The 26,396-nt window shown below is 61.5% G+C and carries 20 protein-coding genes; 15 read left to right on the top strand and 5 right to left on the bottom strand.

What is annotated here, in order from left to right:
* Window positions 1-44: 44 nt before the first annotated feature.
* From Q0602_RS11580 to Q0602_RS11510, 15 genes are all read left to right on the top strand, one after another.
* A complete protein-coding gene (locus tag Q0602_RS11580; RefSeq protein WP_298843228.1) occupies window positions 45-3,701 on the top strand; it encodes a strawberry notch-like NTP hydrolase domain-containing protein in 3,657 nt (1,218 codons plus the stop codon).
* Window positions 3,702-3,791: 90 nt separating this feature from the next.
* The gene (locus Q0602_RS11575) at window positions 3,792-5,351 is read left to right on the top strand and encodes a DEAD/DEAH box helicase (RefSeq protein WP_298843225.1); all 1,560 of its coding nucleotides are present in this window, start codon (window positions 3,792-3,794) and stop codon (window positions 5,349-5,351) included.
* Window positions 5,348-5,722 (top strand): hypothetical protein, encoded by a 375-nt coding sequence (locus Q0602_RS11570; protein ID WP_298843222.1) that lies wholly within the window; start codon window positions 5,348-5,350, stop codon window positions 5,720-5,722. Before Q0602_RS11575 ends, Q0602_RS11570 begins: the two co-directional genes overlap by 4 nt.
* Window positions 5,719-6,009 carry a hypothetical protein gene (locus tag Q0602_RS11565; protein WP_298843219.1) on the top strand — a complete coding sequence of 97 codons (291 nt, stop codon included), beginning with the start codon at window positions 5,719-5,721 and terminating at the stop codon, window positions 6,007-6,009. The genes Q0602_RS11570 and Q0602_RS11565 overlap by 4 nt, the downstream gene beginning before the upstream one ends.
* Window positions 6,010-6,099: 90 nt before the next feature.
* Window positions 6,100-7,623, top strand: a complete 1,524-nt coding sequence (locus Q0602_RS11560; RefSeq protein WP_298843216.1) for a MoxR family ATPase — start codon at window positions 6,100-6,102, stop codon at window positions 7,621-7,623.
* 51 nt (window positions 7,624-7,674) lie between these two features.
* A complete protein-coding gene (locus Q0602_RS11555) occupies window positions 7,675-10,068 on the top strand; it encodes a hypothetical protein (RefSeq protein WP_298843214.1) in 2,394 nt (797 codons plus the stop codon).
* A complete protein-coding gene (locus Q0602_RS11550) occupies window positions 10,065-10,463 on the top strand; it encodes a hypothetical protein (RefSeq protein ID WP_298843211.1) in 399 nt (132 codons plus the stop codon). Before Q0602_RS11555 ends, Q0602_RS11550 begins: the two co-directional genes overlap by 4 nt.
* Window positions 10,460-10,792 (top strand): hypothetical protein, encoded by a 333-nt coding sequence (locus Q0602_RS11545; protein WP_298843208.1) that lies wholly within the window; start codon window positions 10,460-10,462, stop codon window positions 10,790-10,792. Before Q0602_RS11550 ends, Q0602_RS11545 begins: the two co-directional genes overlap by 4 nt.
* 49 nt (window positions 10,793-10,841) lie before the next feature.
* Window positions 10,842-11,204, top strand: a complete 363-nt coding sequence (locus Q0602_RS11540; RefSeq protein ID WP_298843205.1) for a hypothetical protein — start codon at window positions 10,842-10,844, stop codon at window positions 11,202-11,204.
* Window positions 11,205-11,216: 12 nt separating this feature from the next.
* A complete protein-coding gene (locus Q0602_RS11535) occupies window positions 11,217-11,522 on the top strand; it encodes a hypothetical protein (RefSeq protein WP_298843202.1) in 306 nt (101 codons plus the stop codon).
* 9 nt (window positions 11,523-11,531) lie between these two features.
* On the top strand, window positions 11,532-12,911 hold the full coding sequence (locus tag Q0602_RS11530) for a DNA cytosine methyltransferase (protein WP_298843199.1): 1,380 nt from the start codon (window positions 11,532-11,534) through the stop codon (window positions 12,909-12,911).
* Between the two features lie 27 nt (window positions 12,912-12,938).
* Window positions 12,939-16,856 carry a DNA polymerase III subunit epsilon gene (gene dnaQ / locus Q0602_RS11525; RefSeq protein WP_298843197.1) on the top strand — a complete coding sequence of 1,306 codons (3,918 nt, stop codon included), beginning with the start codon at window positions 12,939-12,941 and terminating at the stop codon, window positions 16,854-16,856.
* Window positions 16,856-17,554: a hypothetical protein gene (locus Q0602_RS11520; RefSeq protein WP_298843196.1), complete on the top strand. Its 699-nt coding sequence runs from the start codon at window positions 16,856-16,858 to the stop codon at window positions 17,552-17,554. Before dnaQ ends, Q0602_RS11520 begins: the two co-directional genes overlap by 1 nt.
* Before the next feature lie 54 nt (window positions 17,555-17,608).
* Complete coding sequence (locus Q0602_RS11515; protein WP_298843194.1) at window positions 17,609-18,340, top strand: DsbA family protein; 732 nt, start codon at window positions 17,609-17,611, stop codon at window positions 18,338-18,340.
* Between the two features lie 144 nt (window positions 18,341-18,484).
* Window positions 18,485-19,021: a single-stranded DNA-binding protein gene (locus Q0602_RS11510; protein WP_298843192.1), complete on the top strand. Its 537-nt coding sequence runs from the start codon at window positions 18,485-18,487 to the stop codon at window positions 19,019-19,021.
* A 97-nt stretch (window positions 19,022-19,118) separates the two neighbouring features.
* Here Q0602_RS11510 and Q0602_RS11505 read toward each other — a convergent pair whose 3' ends face one another.
* The 5 genes from Q0602_RS11505 to Q0602_RS11485 all read right to left on the bottom strand — a co-directional run bounded on the left by Q0602_RS11505 (window position 19,119) and on the right by Q0602_RS11485 (window position 26,291).
* Window positions 19,119-19,967 (bottom strand): energy transducer TonB, encoded by an 849-nt coding sequence (locus Q0602_RS11505; RefSeq protein ID WP_298843190.1) that lies wholly within the window; start codon window positions 19,965-19,967, stop codon window positions 19,119-19,121.
* A complete protein-coding gene (gene recJ, locus Q0602_RS11500) occupies window positions 19,945-21,684 on the bottom strand; it encodes a single-stranded-DNA-specific exonuclease RecJ (RefSeq protein ID WP_298843188.1) in 1,740 nt (579 codons plus the stop codon). The genes Q0602_RS11505 and recJ overlap by 23 nt, the downstream gene beginning before the upstream one ends.
* Window positions 21,684-22,859, bottom strand: coding sequence for a type II secretion system F family protein (locus Q0602_RS11495; protein ID WP_298843183.1), 1,176 nt, complete (start codon window positions 22,857-22,859; stop codon window positions 21,684-21,686). The genes recJ and Q0602_RS11495 overlap by 1 nt, the downstream gene beginning before the upstream one ends.
* 81 nt (window positions 22,860-22,940) lie before the next feature.
* Complete coding sequence (locus Q0602_RS11490) at window positions 22,941-24,395, bottom strand: hypothetical protein (RefSeq protein WP_298843180.1); 1,455 nt, start codon at window positions 24,393-24,395, stop codon at window positions 22,941-22,943.
* Window positions 24,396-26,291, bottom strand: coding sequence for a GspE/PulE family protein (locus Q0602_RS11485; RefSeq protein WP_298843177.1), 1,896 nt, complete (start codon window positions 26,289-26,291; stop codon window positions 24,396-24,398). It lies immediately after the preceding gene.
* Window positions 26,292-26,396 lie beyond the last annotated feature (105 nt).

Genomic DNA, 26,396 nt, shown 5'->3' with positions numbered 1-26,396 from the left:
GATTAGGCAAGTTCGTTTCAGAACGGAAAAAAGAAGGAAGAGACATGAATCTCGACGACCAGATCGCTCTCATCAAGAGCCAGAAGCCCATCGACGACATCGCCATCGAGGACCGCCGCACGGTCTTCGAGCGTGCCGTGTTCCTCTTCCGGAAATACATCGGCCCCCTCAACGAGGCGGCGTCGCTCGAGAAGAACCTCAAGCGCATCATGATGCTGTGCAGGCTTCCCGATGACGAACTGTCCCTGGCGATGATGCTGGCCGCTCGCGCGGCAGCCCAGATCGACAGTTCGGCGCGCCCCGGCGATCACGATGATCTCCTGCGGGCCTGCGGACTGGACATCACCAAGAGCTCGACCTCGGCTCTCGATGACAAGGCCCCCAAGTGCGTCCTGGTCAACGCCGGCCAGGCGACCGGAGAGAGCTTCGACATCACCTTCCGCGGTCAGACCATCAGCGTTATCGGCGGTGCCATGACGGGAGAACACGAGACCGACGACTTCGCGGATGCCTGCCGGACCGTCGATCGCCTGAACACGCGGGGCGGCGGACATCGCTATATCGAGCTGGACTATCGTGCCGCGCAGAACGGTGACGAAATCGAGATCTTCGACACCGTCCATGATCCGTGGCGTCCCACCACCGTCTTCAGCGAACGCCTGAAAAAGCACCCGACCCAGATCATCGAACCTTCGACACTCGCCGCCACTCCCTATCCAGATCCGGCCTACAAGCCGATGCTTCCGGTCGAGGCGATCGAACGCGGGTTCATTTCCGATGCGCAGTTCGAATGCGTCACCTACTGCCTTCAGGCCATCACCGCCTTCCTTCCGGGTTCCCCGATGGGGCCCCGCGGTCCGCGCATGAAGGGCGGCTTCATCATCGGCGACGGGACCGGCGTCGGCAAGACCAACGAATTCTGTGCCGCGATCATGGACCAGACCCTGCGTGGAAAGCCCCGGCACATCGTCGTCGTCGAAAGGGCGAAGCACGTCAAGCATGTCGGTGAAGGATGGCAGATGATCGGCGGCGACCCTCGCAACGTTCTGTTCCAGGGAGAACGGCACGCAAGCGAACCGCTTCCCAGTCGGAACGGCATCATGGTCACGACCTACGCTCTCCTCCGGGATCCGCGTCGCTATCGTGCGCTGCTCGAATGGGCGAACGAGAACGACACCATGGACGGCGTCCTCGTCTTCGATGAAGCCCACAACATGCGCAACGCCGTCGAGGACGAGCACAAGGAAGGAGCAGGCAGGCGCAACCAGAGCCAGCAGGGCATGGCCGGCGTCGATCTCCAGCTCGATCTCCCGAAGGCCGGTGTGATCTACACCTCCGCCACCATGGCGACCGACGTCTACAACCTGGGCTACGCAGTGCGGCTCGGTCTGTGGGGCGAAGGAGCCCCGTTCGAGAGCACCGCGCACTTCATCAGCGAGATGCACAATCTCGACGAGGCCGCACTCGAGCAGATCTGCATCGATCTCAAGTCGGCGGGTCGCTACTGCTCGCGGAACCTCTCCTTCGAAGGCGTGGAATACGAAGAACTCGAACATCGCCTGACGCCCCGTCAGCGTGAACGCTTCGACCAGACTGTCAAGACCTATCGCCTGTATTCCAACATGGTCGTCGCCGCCATGAAGGCCTGCACGGGCGGCAAGATCAAGCACAACAGCAATTTCAACGACTTCATCCGTGCGCAGCGTAACACGGTCGAGACGCTGTTGACGAACTTCAACGTCGAGACGCTCATCCGCGATATCCACGAAGAGCTGGCCCAGGGCAACGCTCCCGTCGTCCAGATCTCCATGACCGGCGAGGCCCGCATGATGCGGATCATCGGCGACAAGAAGGAGATGTCGATCGAGGAGTATCGTGACGATGCACTCAGGAACTACATCGCCAACCACTTCCCGATCCATCGCCGGGTCAAATCCGGGAAGGACTGGATCATCGACACGGACGGCAACGGCGACCCCTTCGAGGTGCCCGAGGCCATCGCGCTGCGTGACGAGGCATACCGCCTGGCAGCCGACGTCGCTCTCAGCATGAACGCCATCGATCGCATCTACCTGGAATTCGGCGCCGACAACGTGGCGGAGATGACCGGACGATCGGCCCGGGTCCTGCCCCGCATGGACAAGGGCAAACACGTCGGCTGGTATGTCGAGGAACGCAGCGGGAAGGCAGCGAGCGATGACGTGGTCGCATTCCAGGAAGGACGCAAGAGCATCCTCCTCTTCTCGCTCGGAGCCGGGGGCACCGGCCTCTCCTATCATTCTTCGCCGGAGGTCCGTAACAAGGCCCGGCGTGTGCACTACATCCTCGAACTCGGGCGCCGAGCCGAAAGCGCTGTGCAGGGCATCGGTCGCACCCACCGCGCCGGACAGATCGAGCCCCCGATCGTCAAGATGCTGGTGAGCGACATTCCCGCGCACACCATCTACGCCAGCAAGACGCTCGCCAAGATCCAGAAGATGGGCGCACTGAGCCGTGGCCATCAGCATGCGACGAGCAACGCCATCTTCGAACAGCGTATCCCGCTCCACACCATCTATGCCGAACGCGGATGGAAGAGCCTGCTCGCGGCCGTGCAGCGGGAGGAGATCGACGGGATCAAGGAGACGGATCTACAGCGTGATCTGGGACTTGAGCCCAAGGACATGGGCAAGTTCGACATGGTCCTCAGCCGGCTCGCCATCCTCACCGACGGCGAACAGCGACAGCTCGTCGACGAACTGCGTCACCGCACGGAAGAGGCCATCGCTTCGGCCATGCGGAACGGCAGCTACAACCAGGGCATGGAGACGATCCGGGCCGAGTCGATCGAGATCATCGACGAGAACCGCATCGAGAACGGCAATGGCTCGAGGACGAACTACTATCGTCTCCTGCGTCACGACAAGATCACGAAGACCGAATTCTCGCGGGCGATGATGCTGATGGCCGCATCGCGCAAGAAGAAGAACATCAAGGCGGTCTTCATGCGTCACAAGGTCAACGGCAGGATCGTCCTCGGCGTCGCACGCGAAGGCGGCGTGATCGTGGACGTGACCAGCCCCGGCGGGACCATCACCCGCAGGGTCGAGGCCATCCGGTCCGAGCCCTGGAAGCTCGTCGGCGACATCGAGGAGGCCCGTCGCTACTGGGAGCTCGAATACGAGAACATGGACATCGAGGAGACCTCCGAACTGCACATGCTCTCCGGATCGCTGCTCTACAACTGGGACAAGCTCCCCAAGAGCGGCATCGGTCTGACCCGCTGCAAAGCGAAGACCGGCGAGGTCATCGTCGGTCGTCTCATCGGAAAGTACGACATCAAGAAGACGCTCCAAGAACTGGGAATGCGCTCGAACTACAGCGCGCCGCAGATCGCATCGATGCTCAAGCGCATCGAGAACGGGGCAGAACTCAAGATGGACAACGGCTGGATGATCGACCTGCCCGCAGGCGACACCAACTACCGTCTCAACGTCCCCGACGCGGAACAGACCGGCAGCGTTCGCCGCATGCTGAACGAGATGGGCGTCTCGGAGGTCAGCACCCCGCTGGGTGCCGAGTTCTCCATCGAACGGTCGAATGCGATCGACATCATCCAGCGCCTGGCCATCGGGAGCGATCTGGAGCTCACCGGCACCCTCAATGCCGGGAACTCCAATCCCACGACCGCTGCGATGGCGGCCATGGTCCAGCCCTTCTAGCAAAGAGACTTGAAGCATCGCCGTCTTGATGGGACAATTCATCCTGAAAGACGGCGATGCACATGCTCGCACGAGGAAGGCCACAGGAACATGACCACAGCAGCGACACGGCTCCAGGACAGAATAATCGACGATGCCGAGACCAGCCTCGGGGCGGGACGGGACGTCACCCTCGACGCTCCGACCGGAACCGGCAAGAGCCGCATGTTCAGCAAGATGGCGGAGAACGCCGTCCGAAAGAAAGAGCGGACGATAATCCTCAACAACCGCAAGAACCTCGCGCGTCAGGCGTCCAAGAACCTCAAGCGCTGGGCGGACGGCGAACTGGATATCTCCATCGGCGTCGAGGGCAACTTCGATCAGAGCGGGGACATCGTCTCAACGACTGTCCAGACCGCCAACCTGCACATCGAGGAGATGGCGAGGTACGACCGTGTCGTCGTCGACGAAGGGCATCATGCACTCGAGGACAACAGCGACTACACGAAACTCCTCGACGAACTCCGACGGCAGAACCCGCAGATCAGGATGGTCGCTGCGTCCGCGACCTTCCCGGACGGGATGGATGGCATGTATGAAGCCTTCAGGAAGGCCGACAGGCACGTGATCACCTTCGAGGAGGCCATCGAGGCTAAGCTCATCGACCTGCCGGTGACTGCCACACCTCCCGAACGCCTGAAGAACGGAAAGACCATCAAGGAAATGGTCGCCGAGAGCCAGCGCAAGGGACACGGATCGGATGCCGAGGGCATCGGAGGCGCCATCAAGAAGAACCTTCCGGACAACTGGGCCGAGACGCAGGCCTGGCACTATGCCAAGAACCTCTCGGACAGGCAGAGTCTCTCCTTCTTCGACACCGTCAAGGAGGCGGAGGCCTTCGCCAAGGAGGTCGGAGAGCAGGGACTCGAAGTCCGGACAATCCACTCCGGGAAGAAGTCCGCCGAGAACGACAGGGCGCTCGAGGACTTCGAGGCAGGACGAATCCAAGGCCTCGTGTCGGTCGACATGATCTCGGAAGGCTACGACATCGATGCCCGCGGCCTCTTCAATGGCAAGATCACCACGAGTCTGAAGGAATACAAGCAGATCGTCGGACGCGGCGCCCGCTCCTTCGGCGAGGACAAGGACGAGAAGACGCTGCTCATCGATATGGGCGCCTCCACGCACATGCATGGAGAGATCGGCGCTCAGGCGAGCATCAACAACATCGCCAAGAACATCGAGAGCACCAGTCGCCAGACGATGGACCTGTCGCCCGAATCCGAGGAAGCTCGCGCCATCTGGCGTCCAGTCGAGGGAGGCAAGGCGTATGCCGCTACGATCGAGAACACGGTGATCTACGCAGCGCCCAGCGACAAGGGCTATATCGTCATGCAGAGCCTGAAGGATCGGAAGGGCTCGCGCATCCAGCTCCTCGAGATCGAAGGAGAGCGCAAGGGGCGACCGAGTCGAGAGGCCTTCCGTGCCTGGAGCGAGGATGCCATCAGGAGGAGCGAGCGCTCCCTTGCACGCATCATGAGCAGTGAGGGCGGCGTCGACGGATTGATCGCCGAGGACTGGAAACGCAACGGAAGCTCGGTCAACCGCAACATCGAGATGATGCGCATGCCACCCGTCGCCGCGATGCAGTCGACGGGGATCGGACGATGAACAGGATAGGTTTCTCCACACGTCTCGGAGGAGACGGAAAGCTGCATCCGTATCTGGCAGCGGTCGAGATCGACGGTCGCCTGAGAACCAGTCTCATAGCCCTCCCCGCTGGCGGCAGCTACGTCATACCGCCGGTCCATCCGCTCTACGGCAACCTCCTGTCCGGTCCTTCACTGGATGAGGTCACCAATGCGATACACGCGCATCTCCAGGGCAGACGGGTCTACAGTCACGCGGACAACAGAGGCATGGACATACTCGACGGCATCGACATCGAGTATGTCGACACAGAACTTCCGGACAGTGGCGAACAAGCCCATTCCCAGATAAACGCTCTGCGCGAGCATCAACACAAGAGGCAGGCAGCATGAAGGCAATCAAGATCGCGTCCAACGGCGAAGTCACGGAACATGAAGGTCCGGAGGACTTCTGGATGGACGACGAGATCGTGTGGGCGGAGACCGAACCTCCGGCCTTCCCCGGCAATACGATCTACTACGACGACGAATCCTTCGCCAATCCCGGTGAGGTCCGCGCCGTCGTCGGCGGTGTGGAGATCCCTCTTCCGGCCTGGCTCATGGGCATTTCCGGCGAGGACACCTGCGATCCCACCGTGGGCGTGGAAGAGGTCAGAAGGGCCATCACACTGCCTGGCTGAGCCAGGACAGAGCCAAGAAGAAGACCATAGACGAGGCGGCGCCTGGAGACGGGCTGCCGCCTCGAATGCATTTTAGGAAAGGAAAAAGACATGTCCTACAGCGAAAGCGATCTCTCCGCCGCGGTGTCCGACCTGTGCAACGACCTCATGACCGAAGGCAGCATCTCGCCTACCGACATCGACGGAATGGCCAGGGTCACCGACGACGCCGAGAAGATGATCGTCGACCAACTCATCCGTGAAGGCGTGTCCATGGCGGATGCCGCCACACTCGTTTCCCAGTCCGCGACGAAGACCGCCAAGTCCACCTCGATCTCACGGCAGCTCGTCGATGCGGCCATGCAGAACCGGTTTCTTCCCGTGGAAGCCTCCAACGATGCAGGCGAGGCGCCTGCCGATACGACACAGGAAGAGCCCGCGGAACCGGATGCTCCGGTGAACGATGCGAACGAGCAGACCGCTCCGGTCGCGGCGGACATGGTGAAGACCGGCGACGCATCGGAAGGACCGGATGCACCCCAGGCCGTGCTAACCCCCACACGTAGTGCGCCTACCGGGAACGCGGAACGTGCCCAGCGTCTGCATGCGAAGATCGGATTCAGCATCGAGATGAAGAAGGTGAGCGAGGTCTTCACCGCCATCGAGAAAGACAACAAGCTCTTCGACTTCGAGATTCCCGTCGCCATCTGGGACAGGCCGCACCCCGGCATCCCCGTGATCGACAAGGCCTACAACATGGAGGAGGAGAGCCTCGCCACGGTCCTCTACGCGATCGCCCGCAAGAAGAGCACGGCGATCGTCGGCCCGCACGGCGCAGGCAAGACCAAGCTCATCGAGCAGATCGGGGCACGGCTCGGCTTTCCCGTCACCGTCATTCCGATGGATGGCCAGATCACCAGGAGCGAACTGTTCGGGCAGGAGAAGATCCGCTCGACCCCGACGGGGCCGGAGAGCTACTTCCAGTACGGAATCCTTCCCATGGCGCTCGAGGAGCCTGGATTCATCATGTTCGACGAGATCGACCGTGCCGATCCCAGCATCCAGTACGCCTGTCACAGTGTCTACGAGCAGACCTATCTCGCTCTCATGGAGCACGACGGTCGGCGCATCAATCTCCACAAGTACAACCGCGTCTTCGCCACAGCCAACACCAAGGGCCGGGGCAGCGAGGACGGGATGTATAGCGGTGACAACGAGATGAGCGAAGCGACCCGTGACCGCTTCTCCCTCTGGATCGAGATGGACTACCAGGATCCCGAGGACGACATCATCGTGCTCAAGGCCAAGATCGACGGCATCGACGACCGGACGGCCAAGGTCATCGCGAAGCTCGCGCACCATATCCGGAACGGGTTCAAGCAGTCCTCGCTCTCACAGACCTGCTCCATGCGCCAGCAGCTCGAGACCGCCGACATGGCCGTCCACCTGATCAAGATCATGAAGGCCAGCAAGGTCGAAGAGAAGATGGATTGCCTGCGGAGGGCCATCGACAAGGTCATCCTTGGTCGTGCCAACGAGCAGGACCAGAATTCCATCGAAGGATACATGACCTCGATCGAGCCCAAGCTCACCCCGACTTCCTCCGCTCCTGCGGCTGCGGCAGGGACGCCCTGATCCCGACAGACGGGACGGAATGACAGGGAACATGGATGAAGGAAAACCCAGATGACTGAAGCGACAACGGCCACGGACAGCCGCAAGAAGCTCTTCAAGCGTGCAGAGACCTTCGGCAGCCGGCCGCAGGACATGACCGAGGCACAGAGGGCGAAGGCCATCACGGGCTACGATCTGCGGATGCGCATCGAGGCCCTCATCGCCGGGATCACGGGAAAGAAGATCAAGACAACCTTCTACGGGACCGGGGCCGCGACGGCCGAAGGTATGATGATCCTTCCGACCATACCCCAGGCGCTTCTCTTCACCCGGGAGGAGGCCCAGATCCTTCTCGGATACACCGCCCACGAGATCAGTCACCAGCTCGAGACCGATTTCGACATCATGTCCCGGATATTCTCCGACATCACGAAGCCGACCAAGCGGGAGCGCCAGCTGAAGGAATGGTGGAACGCCATCGAGGACTATCGCATCGAGAAGATCACCCGTCGCGAATTTCCCGGATTTCCCATCTACATCGGCGCCACCCGCCATTATACCGCAGAGCGTTTCGTGCTCGCGGTCGAGAGCGGCAACGTCATGCCGGGCGTGACCGGTAATCCATACCGTATCGGAGCGGTCGGCCTCACCTGGGTCGGCGCCATCCTCAACGGCTACCCAACCCAGGCCAACGACAAGGCGCTGACACTTCTCGACGATGATCTCGAAGCATGGCTCCGTGGTACTTCCGACCGTCTTTCCAGAGTGGAGAGCAAGCAGGATGCTCTGGATCTGGCGGAGGCTCTGCTCGATGAACTCGAACAGAACCAGAGTGACGAGCAGGACGACGACCAGGACGGCGGAGACGGCAAGTCCGACAACAGCCAGCAGAAGCAGCAGGGCGATCCATCCTCCTCCCAGGATCAGAACGACGGTCAGGAGACGGAAGACGATGGAGAGAAGTCCCCATCGTCCGGCAGCAAGGACGATGCTTCCGGAGAAGCGGCCGATGACGCAGAGCCTTCCCAGAAGGAAGACGCCGGTGAAGAGAATGATCGCGATTCTACCGGAAACCAACACGGAGAGACCTCCGAGGAGACATCGGACGAAGACGAATCTTCGGAAGGCAACGGCGGCGTCGAGAGCGACGAGGATCATACCGGCAGCGACGGCGACGGCGACGGTGACACCGATACCGATGCCGAAGCTGATGAAGGCGATGCCGGTAAGGACTCCCAGTCATCCGATGGAGACGCGAACGGCGACACGGACGTGGACCAGGCCGAAGGAGGCGAGTCCGGCGAAGAAGCTGACGATACCTCCGGCACGGATAGCGGATCAAGCGGATCCGAAGGTGATGCCGGCCCCTCCGATGGCAAGTCCGAAGGGGGCGGCGGGTCGGATCAGTCGGACGATTCAGGATCGCCATCCGGGCAGAGTGCCGAGGATCAGACGGCAGAAACAGGTGAGATCGGGAGTCCCGACGAAGATTCCGACGGAGAAGAGGACAAGGGCCAGAGCAGTCTCCGGGGCGGAAACGAGGCCCCCGCTCCTCGGACCAGCTCCGAACAGGCGGAGGCCGAAGCCGAGGAATCCGATCTCACCCTCGAGGACATCCTCGAGCAGCTCGCGGCGATCGCCATCGAGAACGACAATGCCCAGGTCGACATCGAGGGCGACATCGGAGGGACCGCCCGCGAACAGGTCCAGCGTTCGCAGCAGCGGTATGCGGAACTCAAGCGGACGATCGGAAGTCCGGGAGCCAGGACCGCAGGTGTCGTCCGACGGCTTCTCGCCGCTCGGAACCGCACCCGGACCCGACGTAATCTCGAGCAGGGAAAACTCGATCTCAAGCGTCTGGTCCCCATCGTGAACAGCTCCCCCAACATCTATCACGACAAGTCCACCAGGCGAGACGTTAACACCGCGGTCAGCATACTGGTCGACAACTCGATATCGATGTCGGGTCATCCCATCGAGGTCTGCCAGAAGGCAGCTATCGTCCTCGATTCAGCGATCACCGGCACCGGCACGGATCTCGAGATCACCGGCTTCACCGGGAGCGACTGCAATCCGACGATCTACCAGTATCGACGCTTCGGACAGCGCAGCCAGGCAGCAGCAGCCTCGCTGGGAAGCATGGACCAGGTTTCCATGGGCGGTACCCCGGTGTCCATTCCGATCCTCGAGGCCCACCGTCATCTGATGGCCCACAAGGCGCCACGGAAGATCATGATCATCATCAGCGACGGAGCCGCCAGCGACGCCGGCAGAGCCAAGGAGGCTCATGACGTAGCAGTCGCGACTGGATGCATCGTCTTCGGCATCGGCATCGGCAGCCTCGGAGCGGCCATCGGTGCCTGGTGCGCGAATCATCAGGTCATCGACGAGATCGACGAGCTCCCGAATGCTCTCGCCATCATCGTCCAGCAGGCCATGAATCCACGAATGAGGAAAGCCGCATGAACATCATACACGATAGCACGATCAAGACAGCCAAGGGCTGGCAGACGATCATCAGGGTGGAGGGCGATGATCACGAGATCGGCCTGGTCATCCGCCATGACGCTCCGACCTCCAAGGTCCTCGCTCATGACATGGAAGTCATCGAATCCGCCATCGCTCGGGAGACCATCATCGACCGCCGTGAGGTGATGGACACGGAGACAGCCTCCAAGATCGAGGAGTCTCTCATCGAATGGATCAGCAACGAACTCGGTGAGCAGCATCGTCACATACGATGGCGCGACGAACAGATGTTCGGCTTCGATACGAGGACGCAGGCCGAGGAGTTCGCGCAGGCCAGCCTGCAGGGCGAGGTTCCTCGTGCTCCGCGCAAGAAGAGGATCATGCTCGGATGAGGATCGATCGGGTCGAGATCGACCTCTCACAGGCCCTCGTCAATCAGGCGGGAGACCTCTGTCACATAAGGATCATCGTCTCGGGAGCAGAAGGGGAAAAGAGCGTCCTCCTGCAAGCCGACGCGGCGGGCGTGCGCAAGCAGTCTCCCGCCTTCGACGGCATACCGCTCCAGGAACCATACGAGATAACAGTGGATTGGCGCTTCGTCGAAAAGGCATGCGAAGTGGCGGGGTTCGATCTCCAAGGGGAGATGCTGTCGGAGTCGGGCTCCAGCCCTCGCCATCGCGTGTTCCTGCCCATGAGACCGAGAAGGACATACATGGGATGAGGGAAAAACCCCTTTGGGGTCACGCCTCCCTTCATCCTATAACCTCACCATGAGCAAGAACAGCAGCTACAAGCCCAACGAGAACACCGGTGTGCTCTTCTACGACGCACCGGGCGCCCCGACCATGAGCGGGAACATCCAGTCCGGCGGAAAGCTCGACATCACGGGTGAGCCCGCGACGGACAAGAACCAGAAGGAATACACCCGCATCAGCGGAGAGGGCGTCAATGGCGCCCTGTATCCCAACGAATACAAGACCGAGGACAGGCATCCCGCCTATACGGGGCCGATCACGGTCAAGGGCAAGGAACTCCGTGTCGCCGCATGGGTGAGACAGGTCAAGACCGGTGAGAACGCCGGGACCGATTTCCTCTCGCTGTCGATCAGCGAGAAGCGCAACAACCAGAAATAGGCCAAGGCCACCATGCTGTTCGTCGCGATCGACGAACTGGTCCGCGATGCCGATTCGCTCGGTGTCGAAATGGATGTCGTCGTCGACGAGGACGACGACATGACCAGTATATGGCTCGCTTCCATCGAACGCACCGGCGGCCGCGCGGGTGCAGGCGGAGTGGTGCTCGAGCGCCTCATGGAGATATGTTCCGAGCACGACGTCATCATCGAGGGCGCGATAGAGCCACCGAACAGACGGCTCGAAGAATACTATACGCTGCATGGCTTCGACATCGAACGCCACGGACACAGGACCATCATAACCAGAACACCATAGGAGATCGAAATGGACGATCAGGAGTATTCCCTCCTTCGCAGGAGGGGGCTCGTCATCGATCTCTTCGCGGGCGGGGGCGGTGCATCCATCGGGATGGAAAAGGCGCTCGGGCGGCCTATCGACATAGCCCTCAACCACGATCCCTATGCTCTCGCCCTGCACGGGGTCAACCATCCGCGAACAAGGCATCTCCTGCAGAGCATCGAGGATGCCGACCCAGAGGAGGTCGTCGCAGGACGTGACGTATTCCATCTCCACGCATCTCCCAGCTGCACCCAGTTCTCACGCTCCAGACGCGCTCTTCCTGCTGAGAAGCAGTTGCGTGATCATGCCTGGAAGGTCCTCGAATGGATACGACAGGTGCGTCCCGTCATCTTCACATGCGAGAACGTCCCCGAATTCCGAACATGGGGACCCCTGCTTCCGTCCGGATTTCCCGATCGCAAGCGCAGTGGTGAATACTGGGATTCCTGGACCCGCCAGATCAGGGAGCTGGGATACGAGATCGAGGATCGCGACATCAACGCAGCCGATCTCGGGGCCCATACCGCTCGTGAGAGACTGATGGTCATAGCCAGACGAGATGGTCGTCCCGTCGCATGGCCTGAAGAGGATCACGGACCGGGCCGGCCCCACCCATGGAAGCAGGCAGCCGATCACATCGACTGGACCGTCGACGCACCGTCTATCTTCACGCGGAAGAAGCCCCTGGCGGAGGCGACGATGGAGAGAATCAGGAAGGGAGTGGAAAAGTTCGTCCTGAACGAGCCCGACCCGTTCATGGCACCCGAGGAAGCGCGCGTGTCACACGGGCTCGACGACGGATCACGGGTAGCGGCCTTCCTTGCTCAGAATCACAGCGGCCTGGCGGGGAGACCGGCCACGGCACCTGTCTCGACCATCTGCTCGAAGGCATCCGGGCAGAGCCTCGTGACGATCTCCTTCATGGACATCGCCCGGCGCAACAGCACCGGAGTCGACCTCCGGAATCCGGCGAACACGATCTGCACCTCCGGACAGCATCATGCCGAGGTCCGAATCTCCGCGTTTCTCGCAGGATACTATCGCGACGGGGGAGGACAGCTCCTCGACATGCGCAAGCCGATAGGCACCATCTCCACGCGTGACCGGTTCGCCCTCGTCGAGATCAAGGGCGCGCCGCATGTCATCGTGGACATCGGCTACCGGTTCCTCACCGTAGACGAGTTGTGGAATCTTTCAGGATTCGATACAAGCAAGCTGAAACGGGACATCATCGTCAACGGCCGGCCCCTCTCGGCGACGAGACAGAAGAAAATGATCGGAAACGCCGTCGTGCCGCTGTTCATGCAGCGAATACTCGAAGCGAATCTGTACGACGACGACATCGAATACGCGAAAGCGGCCTGATCCGCTAGCATACGGGAAGCGAAAAACATGGCAAAGACATACATGCTCGACACAGAGACCACCGGTCTCAACGTCGATCAGGGAGACCGCCTGATCGAGATCGGCGTGGTTGAATACGATGGCATGAGCGCCACCGGGCGCACCTATCACACCTATGTCAATCCCGGCGACAGGCAGGTCCAGGCGGGGGCCATCGCGGTCCACGGCATCACCAACGAGATGCTGAAAGATGCTCCGGCATTCGCGGACATCGCAGACGACTTCCTCGATTTCATCGGCGATCATCCTCTGGTGATCTACAATGCGGGGTTCGATCTCGGCTTCCTCAACGCCGAGCTCGAGGATGCCAATATGGCTCCCATCGATAACGAGATCATAGACGGTCTCGACCTGGCCAAGAAGCGCTTCCCCGGTGGCAAGAACACGCTCGATGTCGTGGCCAAGAAGCTCGGGGTCGACACCTCCGCGCGTGACAAGCACGGAGCAATCGTCGACTCCATCATCCTGGGCGAAGTCTATCGCCGCCTGGTCCAGCAGAACGAAATGATGGTCGACGTGGTGCAGGAGCCCGTCAGGGTCGCTGCCACGGGAGATATCGAGGCCAAGCCTCTCCTGAGGGTTCCCGGGGTCAGCGGGCGACATCTCGTCCGCGGCGAGACCAGCTACACACTGTTCGGATCGGTCCTCACGCCGAAGACGCTGGCCTCCGAGGCGGCACGGCACGGCTACGCCAGTGTCGCGCTCACCGACAAGTGGACGACCGCCGGTGCCATGGCATTCGCCGAGGCGTGCAAGGCGTCATCCATCAAGGGAATCGTCGGTGCCTGCCTGGATCTGTCGACCACGCCAGGCAAGCCGCTCGTATTCTATGCCGCGGACGAGACCGGCTGGCGGAACATCCAGCGGCTCGTCACGCTGCGCAACGTCACCAACAAGGGGCAGGGCCTGACATCGGTCCAGCTGAGGGAGCACGCAGAGGGAGTCGTCGTCACCGGTGGAGGAACCGACGGTGCGATTGCCGAGATACATCGTGAGAAGGGATACGAGGCGGCACTGAACACGGCCAGATTCCTCTCCAAGCTCTATCATGACAGGTTCGCTCTCGAAGTGACCCGCACCGGCACTTCGAGCGATGATCGTATCGAGGCGCTGATGACGGCGATCGCCCACGAACTCGAACTCCCGGTCATCGGCTCGATCATCGCTCGCGCGCCGACCGGAAAGGACGAGATGGTCGAGGTCCTGGCGACGATCGGGAAGGGCGGCATCTACCAGCCGGAGTTCTCCCAGAAGGAGGACATGCCCGAGGTCAAGCGGTACGAGCGTCTCTTCATGGACATGCCCGATGCCGTGAACAACGCCGGATGGCTCGCGCAGCAATGCGACTATCTCCCGAGTGAGGCGAAGCCCATGCTGCCGCGGTTCGACACGGACAACGGAGAGAGCGAGGAGGATGCCCTCGACTCCATGGCCCGGAAGGGCCTCGAAGGACACCTCACCGGAGTCCCCGAAGAACGCCATGCGGAATACTGGAAGCGCTACGAATACGAGATGGGTCTCATCACCGGTCAGGGATTCTCTGGCTACTTCCTGATCGTCGCCGACTTCATCGAGTGGGCAAGGTCCAAGGGCATTCCCGTCGGACCGGGTCGCGGATCCGGTGCCGGATCCCTCGTGGCATGGTCACTCGGCATCACGAAGCTCGATCCGATCGAGATGAAGCTGCTCTTCGAGCGCTTCATCAATCCCGATCGCGTCAGTCTCCCAGACTTCGACATCGACTTCTGCGAAGACCGTCGAGAAGAGGTGATCCGATACGTGCGCGAGAAATACGGGCATGACCGTGTGGTCGCCATCGGTTCCTACAACACGTTCCAGGGTCGAGGCGCCGTCAAGGACGTGGGGCGCATTCTCGGTCAGCCCTACGGACTCATGGACAAGATCGCCAAGGCGCTCCCCGACAAGGGCGACATAACCGAGGAGATCCTCAATTCCGAGGAGGTGCGCAATCTTCTCACCACGACCGAGAGCGCGGACGCACTCCGCATGGGTCTGATGCTGAACGGCTTGGTCCGCAACAAGACCAGGCACGCAGCCGGCATCGTCATCGCCGACAGACCAGTCGACGAGATCGCCGCGCTCGAGCTCGACCCCAAGGATCCCGATCAGGCCGTCACCCAATACGACATGAAGCCGGTCGAGAAGGCCGGTCTTGTGAAGTTCGACTTCCTCAGCCTCAAGACACTGACCGTGATCGAGCGTTGCAGGGTAAATCTCCTGCGGATGGGAATCGAGATCGACCCGTATTCCCTCAACCTCGAGGACGAGAAGACCCTCAAGGCCCTGAGCCAGGGAAGGACGATGGGCGTCTTCCAGTTGGAGAGCGGGGGCATCACACGCGCCTGCCGCGAGATACGTGTCGACAAGTTCGAGGACATCGTCGCGATCGTCGCCCTCTATCGCCCCGGACCCATGGAGTTCATTCCGCTCTACGCACGTCGCAAGAAGGGTCTCGAACCCTTCGGGACGCCGCATCCGCTTCTCGACGAGGTCGCCAAGGACACCTACGGCATCCTCGTCTATCAGGAGCAGGTCATGCAGGCGGCTCAGGTCCTGGCCGGATACACTCTGGGTCAGGCCGATCTCCTGCGACGCGCCATGGGTAAGAAGATCCAGGCCGAGATGGACGCCCAGCGGGCGAACTTCATCAAGGGCTGCGAGGAGGTCAACGGAATCCGCAAGGAGCAGGCCAACGCGCTCTTCGATATCATCGACAAGTTCGCCGGATATGGGTTCAACAGGAGCCACGCAGCGGCATACGCCCTCCTGTCCTACATCACGGCCTGGTTGGCGAACCACTACCCTTCCGCATACTACGCTGCGGCACTCGACGGAGCCTCCGACGACACCGAGCAGCTGGTCAAGCTGGCTCAGGAGGCCCGCAAGCGCGGGATCGTCCTCCTGCCGCCGGTCATCGATAGCGATGGAACCAACTTCCTGCCGGTGGACGACAGGACGATCAGATGGTCCCTCAATGCCATCAAGGGCATCGGCCGCGCCACCGTCGACAGGCTCACCACCGTCTTCGCGGATGGTCCTCCCAAGGACATCGAGGAGCTGATCGAGAAGGCAGACGACAAGATGAACCGGGCACAGGCCGTCTCGCTGGCGGCTTCCGGCGCTCTCGACGACGTCGCCAGGGAGGAGAGGCCGCTCATCATTGCCCGCATGCGGGACACCTACGATGGACTGGCATCGGAGGCTCGTTCAAAGCGGGCCGGGCAGATCGGACTGTTCGATACCGGAGACAACGGGGATTCGGGCGACTCCGACAGGTTCGATGTTCCCGACGAGCGGGAATGCCTGCAACTCGAACGCGAGGCTCTCGGCATAACCCTGACCGCCCATCCGATCGATTCCTATCGTCGCTGGATGGAGGCCGAGGCCATCACCGGCGCAACCGAGGCCGATCCGCTCCTCGAATTCATGCCCATGCGCATCGCCGGGCAGGTCGACGAAGTGAAGATCAACAAGGGCAAGGGATGGATGAACGTCCGGATATCCGATGCTCAGACGGCACTCGAGGCCGGATGCGACGAATCCGTTCCGGACGCCCATCTTCTCCAGAAAGGAGCGGTCGTGGTCGTTCAGATCAGCGGATACGTCAGTAGCGGCAGTCGCAAGCTCCGCATCGACGCCGTCGAGCGTGTTCTCGGAGAGGAGGACAAGGACCAGGCAGAACCGATCCTCGTCATCGAGGCAGACGAGGAATTCAACAGGGACGAATTGCGCCGCATCATAGCGCAGAGCCCCGAAGGGACCGGGAGAATCAGGATCATACAGCACAAGAACAGGACGACCACACCGCCCGTGGTCCACATCGATGACGAGTTCCTCGGCCGAGTCGACGGCATCCGCGGCGTGAAGTCGACGGAGATGGCCTGATGTTGGTGCAGCAGCTCATCGACAATGCCATGTTCCCCAATCCCAGCCAGCTCGCCTTCGCGAAGAAGAGGACCCAGACCAGCCAGCGTGACGCTTCCTACTACGTCGAGAGCTACAACGACGAATACTCCATCCTGCTCAGCGTAAGCCTGTGCGGAAACATCGCCGCGCAAACCTCGCGCCGCATAGGCTACATCAGCCACGGTCGGCACGAGCACTGCGAGGACTGGGAGCAGGTCAAGTGGTCCGACAGCAACAGTGCGGCCTTCATCAGGACGGATCTCAGCTTCGATGAGCTCAAGGACAATATCGATCCCGCCAGGATCATGAAGTCCTACCTCTCCGCGATAGCGACCCAGGGCGATGCGATGTGCGCCGGTGGATACGCGCACTGGAGATTCCAGGTCCAGATGCTCGTCGACCTCATATCGAGAAGGACGGGGAATAAGATCGAACTCGACCTGATCCCCGCCATGACGACCTGCCCCGGAATGGAATTCACCCGGCCGTGGTATCCACCGTCCTACGAGACATACATCATCGAAGAGGACGACGCCCACTCCTTCGAGATGGATGCGAACGACATCATGTCGCTCAATTCCATCAACGAGAAGTGCATGCCGAGGCGGTCCTCGATCCTCCTACACCCTCCGTTCATGATACGTGGGCAAAGCCGCGAGATATTCCTGTCCGAGTAACTTTGCAAAACCGGTCACACATCCTAAAAGCAGTCAACCACAGAAAGGACTACAATGAACGTCAAGAAGATCCTGGCCATCGCACTGGCCGCCAGCATCCCTCTCCAGGGCGCCGGTTACGCTGCATACGCTCAGAGCCCGACCCAGGTCGATCCCGAGTTCATGAGCAAGCTGGAAGCAGCCCTCGAGCAGCGTCCCGAACTCGTCCTCATGGCAGCGCAGCGCGCCCAGCAGCGTGCTCAGGCCCAGCAGCAGGCCCAGATGAACGAAATGGCCGGCAATGTCCGCGTCGAACTCGCCAAGGCCGACAATCCCGGATACGTGATCGGTAACCCGCAGGGGTCCTCGACCTTCATCGAGTTCCTCGACTACCGTTGCGGCTACTGCAAGCGCGCCCATGACGAGGTCGAGACGCTCGTCTCCCAGAATCCCGAAGCGCGGGTCGTCGTCGTCATGCGCCCGATCCTCGGTCCGCAGTCCGAGACCCTCGCGCGGTTCGCCATGGCGGCCGGCGAGCAGGGCAAGTTCAAGCAGGCACACGACTATCTCTACGCCAACACCGTCGAGGCCAACGACGCCGGTCTGCAGGCCGCAGCGTCCGCGCTCGGCCTCAACTGGAACAAGGTCAAGGCGGACATGACCGGAGACGCCGTCACCAAGCGTCTGGCCGAGAACAACCGGATCGCCGACGAACTCAACGTCACCGGCACTCCGCTGTTCGTGACCCCGACCAGGGTCATCCCGGGCGCCACCACCGCCGAGGATCTCAAGGCCGATCTGGGCTGATCGAAGGCGAAAAAAAAACAACCAATTCGGCGGGTTAACCATCACGAATGGTTGCCCGCCTTTTCTTTTCATCCTAAAACAATTTCACATCCTTGGAACTGATGCCCCAAGGATGCGAAGGCCATCTACGAAAGGACAGCGAACATGCTCAGCATCAATAAGGTACATATCATCGGGAACCTCACGAGGGACCCCGAAATCAAGGACACGGCCAATGGCCGGCTGGCTCGTCTCGGGGTAGCGACCAACCGTCGTTACCGTGACAAGGACGGTCAGATGCAGGACGCCACCCAGTTCCACGACGTCGTCGTGTTCCAGGATCGTCTCATCAGCGTCATCGAGGACTACTGCCAGAAGGGCACGCAGGTCAGCGTCGAGGGGACCCTCGAGCACCGGTCCTACGAGGACAAGGACGGCATCAAGCGCAATGTCACCGAAATCGTCATCCGTCCCTACGGCGGTGAATTCCAGCTCGGCAATCGTCCGGGCGGTTCGGATCGTGACGGCGGCGGCCGCGGTGATGATCGTGGCGGCTCGCGCAACGACGACCGTGGCGGAAATCGCGGCGGCGGTCGCGGCTACGACGACGATCGTCGCAATGACCGCAACGACAACCGTGGCAACGATAATCGCGGCGGCGGTCGTGACTACGATGACATGGATGACGACATCCCGTTCTAGCGGCCTCTGAAGAAGGCATCGGAAAGGAAAAGGGGAGGCTTCGGCCTCCCCTTTTTTTGACCCTGCATCCGCCAGTCAAGATGTGAGCCCGAAAGGTTCAGCGTCCGGTGCTGTCCGTGAAATCGCGCAGCGTCTCGCTCTCGAGTTCCTTCCGCTCTTCCTCATCGAGCGTCTTCCGACCGAAGGCCGCGCTCTCGCGATCGCCGGCTCTATCCGTATCCCATTCCAGGAGCTCGTATGCCGTCGTCACGATCGGCTTCCCGTTGCCGTCCTTGCCCGGCTCATAGCGATAGGTCATCACCAGATTGCATCCCAGATCGTCGAGGACATTTGATCCACTGGTCGTGGCTACCGAGCAGCCCTGCGGGATGCCCTCCTCACTGATGGCCACCAGCATCTTCAGGCTTCCGCTGCCCTGCAGCCTCGCCGCCTCGGACAGAGCCCGGGCTCCGCTGAACTTGCCCATGTCATAGGAAACGAGCGTCGGCTCGACACCGTCCTCCGGCAGCTCGATGAACTCGATCTTCGGCGCCGGCGGCGCCTCTTCGGAGGCTTCCGAGGATACGCGACCCTCTGCGCCCGGAGGAGCCGGTGTCCAGATCATGTCCTCAACACCGGAGCCTCCTTCCATGAAGGCCATCTCCTCCACCGGAGCGTCGATCACCGGACCGGTCGACTCCTCGACCACCGCCGGGGGTGCAAGCTCCGGTATACTGGCCTTCTCCTCCGCATCCGTCTCCGGACCTGCGATGTCGAACGTGATCAGCTTCTGGTCCGGCTCCGGCAGGGGGTCCGGAGGAAGGCTCCAGTCGGCCATCGACGCGATAACAGCCCCGGTCAGCGCAATATGGAAACCCACCGACCCGGTGAGGCCCTTGCGCAGGTCCGTGCTCCAGAAGATATCCCTCGCCTTGAGGCGGATATCAGAAAATGACGTCTGAGGCATTGATCGAGACCTTCCTGCGTCCCTGCCATTCGTTGATGCCCGGAACGCCCAGGACGACCACCTCACGGCCCTGAAGGCCCATGAGGCCATCGACCAGGCCTTCGTCCTCCGCACGCCAGAATATGGCCTCCATGTCGCTCCTGTCGGTGAGGAGGCGGACATGCCCCTTCCCGAACGTCTTCGCCATCTTCACCTTGAACCTGTCGAATGCGACCACGGGAGCAGGATTGCCCTGTCCCATCGGTTCCATCCTCTCGAGTGCCTCAATATCCTCGATGAAGACATCGAGAGCACCCTTGCGGCAGTCCACCGCCACATCCTGCTCGGACCAGATCGCCCTGTCGTTCGCGAAGGAAACGAAATCCCGCCATCCATCGAGCTTGCAGGAGAGACCGCAGGCCATCGCATGACCACCGCCTCCTTCGAGGATCCCCCTCCTGTTCGCCTCGATGATCACCGATCCAAGGTCGAATCCCGGGACCGATCTCCCCGATCCCTTGACCTTCCCGTCGACGATCGCTCCCACTATGGCCGGCACCCCGAACTTCTCACGAAGCCGGCCGGCCACGATGCCGATGACGCCCTGATGCCAGTCCTCCGATGCGACGCACACGATGCGAGCGCCTCTCGCCGCCTGCTCGGCAGCCTGGTCCATGGCCTGCTCCAAGACGGTCTTCTCGACCGACTGCCGTTCGGCATTGAGCGCATTCAGCCTGGCGGCTATCTCGCCTGCCCTGCCGGGATCCGGGCATACGAGGAGCTCGAAGCCCAGCGCCCCCTCCTCCGACATCGATCCGCCGCCCACACGGCCCGCGGCATTGATCCTCGGCCCGAGACCGAATCCTATCCTGCCGGCCGACGGTTCCTCGACGCCGGCAACGGCCATGAGCGCGGCAACGCCCGTCGAAGGCCCCGCCTTCATCACCTCGAGTCCGCAGGCCACCAGAATCCTCGAGACACCCACGAGCGGAACCACATCCGATACGGTCGCCAGCGCGGCAAGATCGAGCAGGGCCCGGAGATCGGGTTCTCCGTTCGCGAAGAAGCCACGCGCCCTGAGCGTCCGACGGGTCGCGACCGCCAACAGGAACGCCAGTCCCGCTGCGCACATCATGCCCAGATCGGACTCGTCGTCGTCCCTGTGGGGATTGACGCATGCATGGACGAACGGCAGATCGCCCTGCTGCTTGTGATGGTCGACCACGATCACATCGGGCTCCAGCGGATCGAGGATCTCCCTCGATGCGGTCCCGCAGTCGACGAAGATCACCAGGTCGTAGTCCTCGGGGCGGCACTTCTCGAAAGCCGGTTTCGACGGTCCGTAACCGTCTTCCGCGCGATCCGGGATATACGCCGCACAATCGTGCCCCACCATCCGGATGAAACGGGTCATGATCGCGGAAGAGCACGCACCGTCCACGTCATAGTCGCCGAAGACGAGGATGCGCTCCTTGCGTTCGATCGCGTCCGCAAGCCTGGCCGAGGCCAGATCCATGTCGACCAGCGTAGAGGGATCGGGGAGGTCCTTCAGAGACGCCTTCAGGAAGGCCTCGGTATCCTCGATACCCCGCCCTCTTAGGATTGCGGACACATCGAGACCATCCTCCTGTGCCCGGAGCCTGTATTTCCTGTCGCGCAGCGACGTCCCCATGATGTGGGCGCCGTTGAGTTCGGGATTGTCCCTGCGCCAGGACGGAACGAGTTCAGCGATAGACATCAGCCCATGATCTCCGAAACCAGCTGCAACTGCGGGATCGTCGTGACGATCAGGATGATGAAGCCCGCTATAGACATCATGAGAGCCGAGACGATGTCCATGACCGGCGACACGATCTTCAGGCGCTCCAGATAGAGCGCCTTGGACTGTTCCGCCATCAGGTTCAGGTTCTTGGCCAGCTCGTCATTGTCCGGCATGAGCGTCAGCGCGGCGCGATCCGTCGGATGCAGCGTCTTCATGTATTTCGCCCACTTGTCGCCCTTCTTCAGGCCGGTGTAGGCTCGCTTGAAGTCCTCCTTCAGTGCCCCCGGCCTGGTCGACTCGTAGCATGACAGGAGGGTCTCGTTCATCGGGACGCCCGCTTCCACCAGGAGGCTCATGCGGTAGAGCCCGATGAAGTTGTCCTGACTGATGACGATATCCCGCATGATGGGAATCTTGAGGATCAACGCATCCACCTTGTCGGGCGCCATACGACGACCGAGAGTCGCAAGCAGGACCAGCATGACGAGGAACACGATGATCCCGCCCTGCAGCCAGATGAAGTAGATGCCGATCTCCTTCCAGAACGTGAAGTCGGCGTCCTTCGCCATCTTCATGATCGGCGAGTTGAACATGTCGGGCACGACCTTGTACTGGTTCACCAACAGGAGAGCCAGGGCGACGAACATGTAGGCGAACGAGCGCAGGATCGCCATCGTGGCGCCTTTCGACGCCTCACCGATCAGGCGCTCGAATTCCGCGGCGTCCTTCAAGGCCTTGCCCGTGTTGCCACCGGCAGAACCCGTCTTGATCAGCAGGCCCACGGAACCGGGGAAGTTCTTCACGTCGCGGGCGAGGGCGTCACCCAGCGGGATGCCCCTCTCCACCTGGGGCAGGGCGTTGCGGGCGGCTTCCCTGATCTTCCCGCTGAAGCTGGAGATCATCAGCCGGAGCGCCTCGGAGACCGGGAACTTCGAGGAGATCATGGTCGACATGCGCATGAGGAAGATGAACCGCTCCGAGCGGCTCATGCCCATATTGAATGCCGACTTCTTCGCCCGCTCGAGAGAGATCACGTTCCCGATGCGACCGGCAGCCTTCCGGGCCTCGGATTCCGTCTGGCCGACGACCGTTATCTCGCTGACCTCGTTGCCGACCCTTACGCGAACATTCCAAGTCGATGTGGCTGCCATCTACCGTCCCTAGGATTGATGCGGCCCGACATTGGGCCACTCGGATATCTTATAGGATGGATGAGAGGAAAACGGAAAGGCTCACCGCCTCAGGACGAGGTCCGCATGTACCGATGCCGGATTGTAGTCGCAGTTGCTGCCATCGACTCTGGTGCACTCATAGATGAAGCGCACCTTCCTCGTCCTGGCAGGCATGCTGACCGTCTGCTCATACATGCCTCCCAGCGATGTCGGGGCATGCAGGGACGGGAAGGATGCCGGTCCTTCCGTCTCGTTGCCGTCCTCGGACACGAAGATCGTGCTGATCCGGCCCCTGTCGTCCTGCCCGCCCCAGTTGAATGCGAAGACCGACAGCGCGAGTTCCGCCTTCCCGGCGTCGACCGCCAGGAGAACCGACTCAGGGACATCGATGACCTTCGATCCCTTCCCATAGGTGACGCTCTCCGTCTTAACCGTCGGCCAGCCGTAATAGTAGGTCGATCCCAGACGAAGATTTCCCTGCTCTACCGTCCACCCTACGATCTCGTCGCCCCTGAACGAGGCGAGGGAGATGGTCTGGACGCCACCATCGTTCCCGACCAGCTCATACGAGGGATTGCGGAAGTAGATGGAATTCTCGGTCCCGCTCGCACGATATCCGATCGCACCCATCTTCAGGGTCGCACACTGAGCAGGCATTCTCATGAGCACCGAGATCGGAGTCCACGAGGTCGGATCGACGTAGTCGGTCACCTGGAAGCCCACCTGCCTTCCGTCCGCAGCGAGACATCTGATCATCAGGCGGCCCCGATCACTGTCCCCGCTCCAGCCCTGCATCTCCATCGTCAGTCTGGCCGACACCACACCGGCAGCCACCTCATCGGCATACTGTGACGGTATCGGGGCGGCTTTCTCCCAGATCGGGAACTGGTTGTTCGCGGAAGCCGCGCAGTGATCATCATAGACAGCAGGACCCGATCCCGTCAGGACCTCCCATGACCCTGCGGGACCACAGTTCGGGTCGGAGAGAGCCGATGCCTGACTGAACGGGACCGTCGAGGGAAACGCATAGGTCGGGGTAGGCGTGCCTCCTCCACCAGGCGATCCCGGGGTACCCACGAAGGCCATCGCTACCGGCGGGGATACGCCATCCAATGAATAGGCGAGGAATCGACGTCCAGAGACATCGCTGGACCCGCAGACATCGGTGACGACCGACCCCTCGATCTTGACGGCCGCCGCCTCGAGCATGCGGTTGACCTCGAGTTCATAGGGCATGGAGAGGCATACGACACCGTCCGATATGACGAAGTCCGCATCACCCAGCCCTCTCGCCTCGATCTCGAATTCCGATTCCAGATCGGCGATCGACACGGGGTAGTGACCACGGGCACCGCGGAACTGCTGCGATGCCTCCACCACGTTCATGAGCGACGATGCGGCCGCGGGCGCCATGCCCACGGCGGTGATCTCGTCGGAATCGATATACATGATCGCTGCCGTGATGACGATCCCGAACAGCACGATCGCGATGACGGTGATCAGCAGCGAAGTCATTTATTCGTCCTCGTAGTCGTACCTGGTCATGTCCAGATTGATGAGTTCGTCCTCCGAGGGGGCCGCCGCCGCCCTGATCGAGTGACGCGACAGTTCGGCCTCCATCTCGCTGGCGATGACGAGCTTGTCCTCGTCCTCCTGCGTCGGTGACGTCCGGTTCGTCCTGTCGACCATCGATTCCGCTCTGCCCGCCACCACGTCCTTGACGCGCGCAGCGAGCTCCTCGACGCCTTCGTAGTCATCCGACAGGTAGTCGATCTCCGAGCGGAAGACACGATAGACCTCCTGCTCGTCCGTGATGCCCTGCTCCAGCTTGTGGAGAGCATCCTTCACCATCGGATCCCAGAACACATCGCCCTTCAGCATGCGCTCGAAATCGCGCTCCGACGGGAAGAAGCCCATCTCGGAGATGACCGTCATGTTGTCGTAACCGGTCATCAGGCAATGCGGACACTTCGCACCGCGGCAGAAATTGCACAGGGTCCTGATCAGACGCTGGGCCAGGATGCCACGGAGCATTGGACGCAGTTCGGAGTCGTTGATGCCGAAGCCCCTCAGGCGTCCGACGGTCTCACGGATCGTGCCTGCGTGGATGGTCGAGAACACGAGGTGACCCGATTCGGCGGCCTGGGCGGCGGCACGGGCGGTCTCCGCGTCACGGGTCTCACCGATGAGGATGATCTCCGGGTCACCACGCATCATGGCGCGCGTCGCGGTCTGGAAGTCCAGCCCGACGGATTCGGAGCGGTTCACGGCCATCTGGGTCAGGAAGTCGACGCGGTGCTCCACCGGATCCTCGATCGTGTAGATCGCCTTGCCGATGCGGTCCTGCTCGCGCAGGGTCGAGATCAGCGTCGTCGACTTGCCCGAGTTGGTCTTCCCCGCGACATAGATCAGACCGTGCGGATAGCCGCATGCGGCGCGCCACAGATCGGTCTTCGAGATGCCGAGGTCGGGCAGGCGCTTCGCCGCTTTGTCCGGGTCGAGCAGACGGATGACGATCTTCTCCTGGCCGGCGTTCATCGGGAATGTCGCGACGCGGAGGTCGAACATGCGTCCCATGATCTCCTGGCTGAAGGCGCCGTCCTGCGGCTTGCGCATCTCCATCTGGTCCATGCGCGACCGGTCCTTGACCTGGGCACGCAGCGCATTGTACTGGGTGATCGATCCCTCGTGGACGATCTTCCGGATACGGTTGATGCGGATCATCACCGTGTAGCTGTTCGCCTTCGGCTCGATATGAATGTCCGATCCACCCCGGACGCCGGCGACATTGATCAGCAGGTCCAGGACGTCCGAGTCGCTCGTGTTGCGCGGGATGTAGCGCACGATCTCGAGCCGGCCGTCGCCGGACTTCTCCGCCGTCTTGCGGGGCAGCCTGTCCGTCCTCTCGAGGAACTCCGTCAGCTGCGACGGCTTGATGGGCATAAATCTCAGGGTCTTGTCGGGGAACTCCTTCTCGAAATAATCACGCACGCGCCGCTCGTTTCCAAGGCATCCGAGATAGAGGACCTTCGCGCTCATGCCGAAGAGAACGACGCGTTCGCGGTGCAGGAGATTCACGTCATCGACCGGCACGTTGTATTGGACGATGGTCGAGATCTGGGCGGAGTCGTATTCCTCCATCAGCGACATGAGGTGCGACTGGCGCATGATGCCGTGCTTGACCAGCGTGTCGCCCAGCGAGCTGCCCGTGATGTTGGACTCCCAGAGCGCCGCCTCGACCTGCTCATCGGAGGCGTGCCCCTTCTCGATGAGCATGATCCCGAAGTTCATCTGTTCGCGCTGGGCCCAGACGATGTCCGAGGAACGCTCCTCCCCGGAGCGTCCGCGATCCATCAGATCGACGTCGGCCAGTTCCGAAGCATTCTTCGATCCCTTACCAAAAATGCCCATCCCTAACTAGCTCCTGTCAATGTTCACGCCGCGGGTCGCCACGGCTCTCGTGGATAATCCGAAGGGGTCATCCGCCCTCGAGGCGATCCCTCTCCTCGACTTTTT

The sequence above is a fragment of the uncultured Salinicola sp. genome (assembly GCF_937921195.1).
Lineage (GTDB): Bacteria > Pseudomonadota > Gammaproteobacteria > Pseudomonadales > Halomonadaceae > Salinicola.
This window is presented reverse-complemented; position numbering and strand designations above follow the sequence as displayed.